Consider the following 9,127-nt stretch of genomic DNA (forward strand, 5'->3'; position numbering starts at 1 on the left):
CTCACCGTTCGATCAGCGCAATGCGCGTGTTGTACCAGTTCATCAGGAGCGAAATGCTGATGCTGATCGCCAGATAAACGCTCATGGTGATGGCAATCACTTCAATCGCTTGCCCGGTCTGGTTCAGCACCGTACCGGCAAACAGCGAAACCATTTCCGGGTAGCCGATACCTGCCGCCAACGATGAGTTTTTCACCAGGTTGAGGTATTGACTGGTCAGCGGCGGAATGATCACTCGCAGCGCCTGCGGGATGATCACCTTGCGCAGCGTCGGCCCTGGGCGCAGGCCCAGCGAGGCCGCGGCTTCAGTCTGGCCATGGCTGACCGACTTGATGCCCGAACGCACGATCTCGGCAATAAAGGCTGCGGTGTACACCGTGAGGGCGATGGTCAGCGCCAACAGTTCCGGGATCAGCACCCAGCCACCAACAAAGTTGAAGCCCTTGAGCTCGGGCATTTCCCAATGCACTGGCGCACCGACTACCAGCGCGCACAGCCCTGGAATCACCAGCAACAGGCCCAACGCGGCCCAGAAGGTGTGAAACGCAACACCGGTGGCTTCAAAGCGTTTTTTCGCCCAGCGCACCGTCATCACCACCGCCACAATCGCCAGCAGCACACTGATCACAAACGGCCAGAATGCGGGTGTTGCAATGGCGGCCGGCATGTTCAGGCCACGGCTGCTCATGTAAAACGTGTCGGCAAAATTGTGGCTGTTACGCGGCCCCGGCATGGTCAAAAAGACCGCGAAGTACCAGAACAGGATTTGTAGCAACGGCGGGATATTGCGAAAAACCTCGACGTAGACCGTCGCCAGCTTGTTGATCATCCAGTTCGGAGACAAACGCGCGACGCCGACAATAAAGCCCAGAATGGTCGCCAGGACCACGCCGATCACCGACACCAGCAGCGTATTCAGCAAGCCGATCACAAAGACCCGGGCGTAGCTGTCGGACTCGGTGTAATCAATTAAATGCTGCGCAATACCAAACCCGGCACTGCGTTCCAAAAAGTCGAAACCCGAGGTAATCCCCCGGTGTTGCAGGTTGGTCTGAGTGTTGTTGAACAAGTACCAACCCATGAAGACCACCAGCGCGACGGTGATGATCTGAAATACCCACGCACGCACACGTGGATCGCCAAGGCTAAGCCTGGGCTTGGGTGCGCCGACTTTTGTCTGCATGAAATGCCCCAGTAAAAAATGGATCAAAAACAGCACCCGGTGGTTGGCCCACCGGGTGACAGGGCTTATCAGCGCACAGGCGGTGCGTATTGAATGCCGCCGTTGTTCCACAAGGCGTTCAGCCCGCGGTCAATGGCCAGAGGGGTGCTTTTACCGAGGTTTTTCTCGAACACTTCGCCGTAGTTACCGACCTGGCTGACGATCTGTACAACCCAGTCCTTCGGCAGTTTCAGGTCTTTGCCATATTCGCCATCCGCACCCAGCAAACGGGCAACGTCCGGGTTTTTGGTCGACTTGGCTTCAGCCACGACGTTTTTAGAGGTGATGCCGGCTTCTTCAGCGTTGAGCATGGCAAACAGGGTCCAACGCACGATGCTGAACCAGTCTTCATCACCCTTGCGCACGACCGGGCCCAATGGCTCCTTGGAAATGGTTTCTGGCAAGACGATGTAGTCGTTCGGGTTGGCCAGCTTGCTGCGCTGTGCATACAGCTGGGATTTGTCCGAGGTCAGCACGTCGCAACGGCCGCTCTCGAGGGACTTGGCGCTCTCGTCAGAGGTATCGAAGGTGATCGGGGTGTATTTCAGGTTATTCGCCCGAAAGTAATCCGATACGTTGAGTTCAGTGGTGGTCCCGGCCTGAATGCAGATGGTCGCGCCGTCCAGCTCCTTGGCACTTTTCACGCCGAGCTTATTGTTGACCAAAAAGCCAACGCCGTCGTAATAGGTCACGCCGGTAAACAGCATGCCCATGCCCGCATCACGGGAACTGGTCCAGGTGGTGTTGCGCGACAGCACATCCACTTCGCCCGATTGCAGGGCAGTGAAGCGCTCCTTGGCGTTCAACTGGCTGAATTTGACCTTGGTGGCGTCGCCAAATACCGCAGCAGCGACGGCGCGGCAGACATCGGCATCGATCCCCAGAATCTTGCCGTCTTTGTCAGGCACCGAAAAACCCGGCAAACCGTCGCTGACACCACACTGCACGAAGCCTTTCTTTTTAACGCCATCCAGTGTTGCGCCGGCATGAGCGAAACCCGTGACACTCAACACCACAGCGGCGGTGGCCAGGGCCAGGGTGGATTTCAACTGCTTCATTCAAACCTCCAGTCTTGCTTTGTTGTGTTTGAACAAGACCCGCCGCCCCCTTGTGAGGCATTGTTGACCCGTGTTGGCTTTTTATGGGGCCAAGCGGCATAAGCCTTGAGCGATGGATATATCGCACTCGCCTTCAAACTGAAGCGCTCACTTGAGCCGTTGAATTCCTTGTCTAACTTCACCCGTCAGGAGTTTTGCTGCCCCACCCTCGCCTGTAGCCTGTTAGTGTTACCCGCGAAGATGCTTCAGCTAACGTCCCTGTGCTCATAGCAAGGCCCGTACCACTGTGGAGATTTATGCGTCTCGATATGTTTCTTTAGGTAAAACGTTCAAGCAGGCGACATCTTCTTTAAATTTGAATCGAACACGCACTCTTCTTGCGCACGCTTTTTGCGCGAGCGCCCAATAATGGAGCAGCCATGACCGAACCTTTGATCCTTCAACCGCAAAAGCCCGCAGACGCTTGTGTGATCTGGCTTCACGGCCTAGGTGCAGACCGCTACGACTTCCTCCCGGTGGCCGAAGCACTGCAAGAAACGCTGCTGACCACGCGGTTTGTTTTGCCACAGGCGCCGACCCGTGCAGTGACGATCAATGGCGGATATGCCATGCCCAGCTGGTACGACATCAAGGCCATGAGCCCGGCCCGTTCGATCAGTGAACAAGAACTGAACGAATCGGCGGACACTGTGGTTGCGCTGATCGAAGCACAGAAAAGTGCCGGAATAGACGCCAGCCGAATTTTCCTCGCCGGTTTTTCCCAAGGCGGCGCCGTGGTCTTCCATACCGCCTATCTAAAATGGCAGAGCGCATTGGGTGGCGTACTTGCCCTCTCCACCTATGCCCCAACCTTCAGTAATGAGATGGAACTGTCCGCCAGCCAGCAACGCACGCCGGCTTTGTGCCTGCATGGCCAATATGACGAGGTCGTCCAGAATTCCATGGGCCGTACCGCGTATGAACACTTGAAGCGTTTGGGTGTGAGCGTTACATGGCAGGAGTACCCGATGGGGCACGAAGTGTTACCAGAAGAAATTCGCGACATCGGTGCCTGGCTGACCGAGCGCCTGCGCTAAAAACGAAACATCCAGTCGTTTACTACGCCGAGCACGCGACTTGCATTACACTGCCCGGCGTACACTCCTTAACCAACTGATGAGATGACCGTGCTCAAAGCACTCAAAAAAATATTCGGCAAAAGCGAGGCTGAGCCGCTCGCGCCAGCGTCCATGACTCCCCCCAGCAGCCCCAGCCCGCGAACCGACGCGCAACAGCCTGGCCGTTCTGCACCTGCACCCGCCGCGGTGTCCACGCCCGCAGCCACGCCCGCACCTGAACCTGCGCGCGCAGAAAAACCCAAAGCGGCCAAACCACGGCGTACACCTGTGCCAAAGCCTGTGGTCATCCCGTGGAAACTCGAAGACTTCGTGGTTGAGCCACAAGAAGGCAAAACCCGCTTTCATGACTTCAAGCTCACTCCTGAACTGATGCACGCCATCCAGGACCTGGGTTTCCCATACTGCACGCCGATCCAGGCGCAAGTGCTGGGCTACACCTTGAGTGGCCGCGATGCCATTGGCCGCGCCCAGACCGGCACCGGCAAAACCGCAGCGTTTCTGGTCTCGATCATCAGCCAACTGACCCAGACCCCGCCGCCCAAAGAGCGTTACATGGGCGAGCCGCGCGCGCTGATCATTGCGCCGACCCGCGAACTGGTCGTGCAAATCGCTAAAGACGCCGCCGACCTGACCAAATACACCAACCTCAACGTCATGAGTTTCGTGGGCGGCATGGACTTCGACAAACAGCTCAAGCAGCTGGAAGCCCGTCACTGCGACATTCTGGTGGCCACACCGGGCCGTCTGCTGGACTTCAACCAGCGCGGCGAAGTGCACCTGGACATGGTTGAGGTCATGGTGCTCGATGAAGCTGACCGCATGCTCGACATGGGCTTCATCCCGCAAGTACGCCAGATCATTCGCCAGACGCCGCCGAAGGCTGAGCGTCAGACCTTGCTGTTCTCCGCGACCTTCACCGAAGACGTGATGAACCTGGCCAAACAGTGGACCACCGACCCTGCAATCGTTGAAATCGAAGCGCAGAACGTGGCCAACGAATTGGTTGAGCAACACGTGTACGCGGTGGCGGGTGCTGACAAATACAAACTGTTGTTCAACCTGGTGAACGACAACGGCTGGGAACGCGTGATCGTATTTGCCAACCGCAAAGACGAAGTGCGGCGCATCGAAGAACGCCTGGTGCGCGACGGCATCAATGCTGCGCAACTGTCCGGCGATGTGCCCCAGCACAAACGCATCAAGACCCTCGAAGGCTTTCGCGAAGGCAAAATCCGCGTGCTGGTGGCGACCGACGTCGCAGGTCGCGGCATCCACATCGACGGCATCAGCCACGTGATCAACTTCACCCTGCCCGAAGTGCCGGACGACTACGTGCATCGTATTGGCCGTACAGGTCGCGCGGGCGCGGCAGGTGTCTCTATCAGTTTTGCCGGTGAAGACGACTCGTACCAGTTGCCGTCCATCGAAGAAAAGCTGGGCCGCAAAATCAGTTGCGAAACACCGCCGACTGAACTGCTGCGCCCTGTGGTCAGAGCGGTGCGCAAGCCGCATGATCCGAGTGAAACGGCTTAAAACGTCAGCCCCGACGTTTGCATAGGGGGCGGGTTTTCGCGATCTTTTAAGCCAAAAGATCGCGAGGCGAGCTCGCTCCTACAGTGGTTTTTTAAGAATTTCGCACTGCGGACACACTGATTTGCCTTCGCTCAACGCCAGCATTTGCGTTGAAGGCGCTAGCGACACGCCCTGCATGGGCGCCACCTCCCCCGGCAACAACGGCACCGCAGGCAGGCCCGGCACGGGCAAACCGCCCAGCACTATCGGGCAACTGGCGTAGATGCCCGCCGCACCAATCAATACATGCTGCCCGCCCGCCATCAGAGTGATGTTGGCCCCGGCTTGCAGGACTACCCGCGCCCCGGCCTTGATATGCACTTGCATCCCTGCTTCAGCCACCAGCACGCCGCCCACCAGGGTGTGGCTGCTGACGGCCACGGCCAGGTGGTCGTTGGCGTTGAGCTGGACCTTGCGATCCAAACTGATGGTGCGCTGTTCTTGTGCTTTGAGCACCGAGACGCTGTTGCCGGTGACGGTTTCTTCGCGCTTGCCCTCGACCTGCAAGCGGCTGTCGTTTTTGATGTGTTGTTGCAGATCGCGCTGGGCGTGGAGGTAGATATGTTCCAGGCCTTTGCGGTCTTCGATGCGCAGTTCGTTGTAGCCGCTCCCGCCTGGAGTGCTGCGGCTGCGTAATACGCTTTGAGTTTTGTTGGCGGGCAGTGCGAGCGGGGTCGGGTTGAGGCTGTTGGCCAGGCAACCGTTGATGATGGGCTGGTCCGGGTCACCATTGAGGTAACCCACCAGCACTTCCATGCCCACGCGCGGGAGGGTCACCGCGCCGTGGTTGTCCCCCGCCCAACTCGACGAGACGCGCAGCCAGCAGCTGCTTTGATCGTCATCGATAGCGCTGCGGTCCCAATGAAATTTAACCCGGACCCGGCCGTACTCATCGCAATGGATCTCTTCCCCCACGGGCCCGGTGACGCGAGCCGTTTGGCTGCCGATCAGGCGCGGTTTGGGGAAGACAGTTTGCGGGCGGTAGGTCACCGCCTCTGGCGTCGCCTGGAAGGTGTTGCGATAGCCTTGGCTAAAGCCGCCTGCGTCAGCCTGCGCCGTGTTGGCGCCATACTCCTCCAGCACTTGGGGCTGCTTGCCTTCGTGCTGAACGCCAATCAACAGCCAGCCGCTGTTGAACGTCGCATTGGGGTGCCCGGTCATTGGCAATAAGTGCCCCGTGCACAGGCTCGGTTGATTGCTGCTGCCGCTGGCCTGGCAGTGGCCGGTTTGATGATGCTCAAGTGTGCGCTGGCTTTGCAGTTGGCCTTGGGCCGTTTCAGTGAAGCGACCCGGGTAGCTGTAGTTTTCGAGCACGCGCTCGTTACGTTCAACGCTGCTGCCTGCTTCCAGCGTGCGGCTGGCCTGCTGAAAGTCGTAATCGCGGCGAAACGTACGGTTGGTGTTGGCCTGCAAGCGCAACCCAAAGTGATCGATGGACGGCGCTGAGGCAACCATGCCCGCACCCTGGACGTAGGGCGTCGGTTGGCTGAGCGAGGCAAATGCTTGTTGTTTGTCGCCGAACACCAACTGATGGCCGTCTGGCGAATGCCGAAAGTGGTAGTGGAAGCCTTCTTCGAAACACAGGCGCTGAATAAAGCGCAAATCGGACTCGCCGTATTGCACGCAATAATCCCGTGGCGTGTAAGACGAGAACGAATTAAAGGTGTAGGCGTTGCCAAGAATGCCGTGCTCTTCGAGCAGGGTCTCGATGATCTGCTGCACGGTTAAATGCTGAAAAATTCGGTGGTTGGTGCGATGGGCCAGGTAGGCCAGTTGCGGTTCCAGTGTCAGACGGTAGTGCGTCAGCCGCGTACCGGGGCTGCTGCGACCCATGCTGGAAATATGCCCGTGGATCCCCTGCCCTTGGCCGTCAAACGCAAGAAACGCAGGCTGATGAAGCCATGCCTCGAGGTCCAGGTCAGCGCGTGCGCTGACCAGTTCAAGTTCAAAGGCATAAGGCGTGCTGATGGCTTCATTGCCCGTGAAGGCCAACACCTGAAGCTCATGGTCGGTGCCCTTGATGCTCAGGTTAAAACGGTTGTTACGGGCTGAAATGGCCATCCGTGAATCCTTCCCGACAGAGAGGCAGGCACGCTAACGGATGAACAGGAATCGACGCTGTAGGAGACTTCTGAAAGAAATAAAAGAAATCACGCTGTGTCCTGGCTGCGATATTTTGTTCCCGAAAAGATCGCAGCCTTCGTGCCTCGCCAGCTCCTACAATTCGGAGGATGAACGCTGCCAGCGCTTAGCGGCGGCGTCGTCGCTGGTCCGGCCTTCGACCCAGCGCGGGCCGTCGGCGGTGTGTTCTTTCTTCCAGAAGGGTGCGCGGGTTTTCAGGTAGTCCATCACGAACGCGCAGGCATCAAAGGCCGCCTGACGATGGGCGCTGGCCACGCCGACAAAAACGATGGGCTCACCCGGCTCCAGTGCCCCCACCCGGTGCAGCACTTCGAGGCTGAGCAGCGGCCAGCGCTGTTGCGCTTCGACCACGATGTTGGCCAAGGCCTTTTCGGTCATGCCGGGGTAATGCTCGAGAAACATCCCCGCTACATCGCGCCCGTCATTGAAGTCGCGCACGTACCCCACAAAACTCACCACCGCGCCCACACCCAGGTTGGCCGCGTGCAGTGCGTTGACTTCTGCGCCCGGATCAAAGGCAGCTGCTTGCACCCGAATGGCCATGGCTCAGCCTCCGGTCACGGGCGGGAAAAAAGCCACGGTGTCGCCGTCTGTCAGCGGCTCGTCGAGCTTGCACAGTTCTTCATTGCGCGCACACATCAGGTTGGCTTCGGCCAAGACCTGCCACGCATCGCCCTGTTGCAGCAGGTGCTGGCGCAATTGATCAACAGAGGTGAATTGGCCTTCGACTGAGACGTTGTCCAACCCCAGCGCTTCACGGTAGCGGGCAAAGAAATGCACGTGGAATGTCATGACGCGTCTGCCTGAAAGTGGCCGCTCTTGCCGCCGAGCTTTTCCAGCACGCGCACGTTTTCGATGGTCATGCCACGGTCAACCGCCTTGCACATGTCGTAAATAGTCAGGGCCGCCACGCTGGCAGCGGTGAGGGCTTCCATCTCAACCCCGGTCTGCCCGGACAGTTTGCAGCGCGCGACGATCAACACCGCGTCGGTGCCTTGGGCGCTGAGTTCAACCTTGACGCTGGTGAGCATCAACGGATGGCACAGCGGGATTAAATCCGAGGTTTTCTTCGCCGCTTGAATCCCGGCAATTCGCGCCACGGCGAACACGTCGCCTTTGGGGTGGCCGCCGTTGACGATCATGTCCAGGGTTTCAGCACGCATGCGTACCACGGCTTGTGCCACCGCCTCACGGGACGTCACCGCTTTATCGGTGACATCAACCATATTGGCGCGGCCTTGGGCATCTAAATGAGTCAGCACAGGGAGTTCTCCAGACAAGAGCTGCCAGTGTAAGCCCGAGGTTGCGTTTTGCCCACGTATGCGAGGGCCATCGACCTCGCGAATACCGCGCATCCGAACATCGAATTGGCCGCCTGGCGGGTTTGCACGTACAACATGCACATCGTTCAGAGAGGTCAAATCCATGCCATTTTTTATAGCCATTGCCCTGAGTTTACTGGCCGGCGCCGCTGTGCCGATGCAAGCCGGCAGCAACGCCCGACTCGGTGCCGTGCTCGGTCACCCGTTCTGGGCCACGGTCATTTCCCTGATGGTCAGCGGCGCCGCAATCGCCGTGGTGATGCTGCTGGTCAAAGTGCCCCGCCCCAACCTTGGCGCACTGCTGGGCGGCCCTTGGTGGATGTGGCTCGGAGGCCTGGCCGGGGTTTTTTACATCACCGTGGCGCTGATTACCGTGCCGCGCCTGGGCGCGCTCAACTTCATCATGGCGGTGGTGGTGGGCCAGTTGATCATCTCGCTGGCGATTGATTACTTCGGCTTGCTTGGGCTACCAAAAAACACCCCCAGTCTGCAAAAACTGTTGGGTGTGAGTGTGGTGCTGGCCGGATTTTTGATCGCTTCGCGCGGCTGATTATGGGTAGGAGGGGCCGCCCCGTCTTCGACGCCGCGCTGTCGCGCAGCAAACAGGCTACCGAGAATCTTCAGCATCCCCCAATCGGTTCCCTCTCCTTCGGGAGTGTATGGACCGGGGACATAGCGAACACAATGTTCGGA

Annotated in this window: 9 protein-coding genes; 3 read left to right on the forward strand and 6 right to left on the reverse strand. The window is 58.8% G+C overall.

Annotation, left to right across the window (positions count from 1 at the left end):
• Position 1 precedes the first annotated feature (1 nt).
• Positions 2-1,183: an amino acid ABC transporter permease gene (locus tag AAEZ03_RS20930; RefSeq protein WP_278941270.1), complete on the reverse strand. Its 1,182-nt coding sequence runs from the start codon at positions 1,181-1,183 to the stop codon at positions 2-4.
• 68 nt (positions 1,184-1,251) lie between these two features.
• The gene (locus tag AAEZ03_RS20935) at positions 1,252-2,280 is read right to left on the reverse strand and encodes an amino acid ABC transporter substrate-binding protein (RefSeq protein WP_048368227.1); all 1,029 of its coding nucleotides are present in this window, start codon (positions 2,278-2,280) and stop codon (positions 1,252-1,254) included.
• Between the two features lie 419 nt (positions 2,281-2,699).
• Here AAEZ03_RS20935 and AAEZ03_RS20940 point away from each other — a divergent pair, with 419 nt between their 5' ends.
• Together AAEZ03_RS20940 and rhlB are read left to right on the forward strand one after the other, a co-directional pair.
• The gene (locus tag AAEZ03_RS20940) at positions 2,700-3,356 is read left to right on the forward strand and encodes an alpha/beta hydrolase (protein WP_350581260.1); all 657 of its coding nucleotides are present in this window, start codon (positions 2,700-2,702) and stop codon (positions 3,354-3,356) included.
• Positions 3,357-3,440: 84 nt separating this feature from the next.
• Positions 3,441-4,931 (forward strand): ATP-dependent RNA helicase RhlB, encoded by a 1,491-nt coding sequence (gene rhlB / locus AAEZ03_RS20945; RefSeq protein WP_350581262.1) that lies wholly within the window; start codon positions 3,441-3,443, stop codon positions 4,929-4,931.
• A 78-nt stretch (positions 4,932-5,009) separates the two neighbouring features.
• On the opposite strand, the gene AAEZ03_RS20950 is transcribed toward rhlB, so the two are convergent.
• The 4 genes from AAEZ03_RS20950 to moaC all read right to left on the reverse strand — a co-directional run bounded on the left by AAEZ03_RS20950 (position 5,010) and on the right by moaC (position 8,374).
• Positions 5,010-7,031, reverse strand: a complete 2,022-nt coding sequence (locus AAEZ03_RS20950) for a type VI secretion system Vgr family protein (protein ID WP_350581264.1) — start codon at positions 7,029-7,031, stop codon at positions 5,010-5,012.
• Between the two features lie 156 nt (positions 7,032-7,187).
• On the reverse strand, positions 7,188-7,655 hold the full coding sequence (gene moaE / locus AAEZ03_RS20955; protein WP_350581267.1) for a molybdopterin synthase catalytic subunit MoaE: 468 nt from the start codon (positions 7,653-7,655) through the stop codon (positions 7,188-7,190).
• Between the two features lie 3 nt (positions 7,656-7,658).
• Positions 7,659-7,904 (reverse strand): molybdopterin converting factor subunit 1, encoded by a 246-nt coding sequence (moaD, locus tag AAEZ03_RS20960; RefSeq protein ID WP_262123791.1) that lies wholly within the window; start codon positions 7,902-7,904, stop codon positions 7,659-7,661.
• Positions 7,901-8,374 (reverse strand): cyclic pyranopterin monophosphate synthase MoaC, encoded by a 474-nt coding sequence (moaC, locus tag AAEZ03_RS20965; protein ID WP_123750132.1) that lies wholly within the window; start codon positions 8,372-8,374, stop codon positions 7,901-7,903. Before moaC ends, moaD begins: the two co-directional genes overlap by 4 nt.
• Before the next feature lie 163 nt (positions 8,375-8,537).
• Between moaC and AAEZ03_RS20970 the strand changes: the two genes are divergently transcribed.
• Positions 8,538-8,984, forward strand: coding sequence for a DMT family transporter (locus tag AAEZ03_RS20970; protein WP_048368235.1), 447 nt, complete (start codon positions 8,538-8,540; stop codon positions 8,982-8,984).
• Positions 8,985-9,127 lie beyond the last annotated feature (143 nt).

Source organism: Pseudomonas sp. HY2-MNA-CIBAN-0224 (assembly GCF_040310285.1).
Classification (GTDB): Bacteria; Pseudomonadota; Gammaproteobacteria; order Pseudomonadales; family Pseudomonadaceae; genus Aquipseudomonas; species Aquipseudomonas helleri.

Bases quoted from the DNA above. Each gene is read 5' to 3' on its own strand.
- AAEZ03_RS20950 (WP_350581264.1), bottom strand. From the start codon at position 7,031: ATGGCCATTTCAGCCCGTAACAACCGTTTTAACCTGAGCATCAAGGGC.
- AAEZ03_RS20970 (WP_048368235.1), top strand. From the start codon at position 8,538: ATGCCATTTTTTATAGCCATTGCCCTGAGTTTACTGGCCGGCGCCGCT.
- moaE (WP_350581267.1), bottom strand. From the start codon at position 7,655: ATGGCCATTCGGGTGCAAGCAGCTGCCTTTGATCCGGGCGCAGAAGTC.
- moaD (WP_262123791.1), bottom strand. From the start codon at position 7,904: ATGACATTCCACGTGCATTTCTTTGCCCGCTACCGTGAAGCGCTGGGG.
- AAEZ03_RS20935 (WP_048368227.1), bottom strand. From the start codon at position 2,280: ATGAAGCAGTTGAAATCCACCCTGGCCCTGGCCACCGCCGCTGTGGTG.
- AAEZ03_RS20930 (WP_278941270.1), bottom strand. From the start codon at position 1,183: ATGCAGACAAAAGTCGGCGCACCCAAGCCCAGGCTTAGCCTTGGCGAT.
- AAEZ03_RS20940 (WP_350581260.1), top strand. From the start codon at position 2,700: ATGACCGAACCTTTGATCCTTCAACCGCAAAAGCCCGCAGACGCTTGT.
- rhlB (WP_350581262.1), top strand. From the start codon at position 3,441: ATGACCGTGCTCAAAGCACTCAAAAAAATATTCGGCAAAAGCGAGGCT.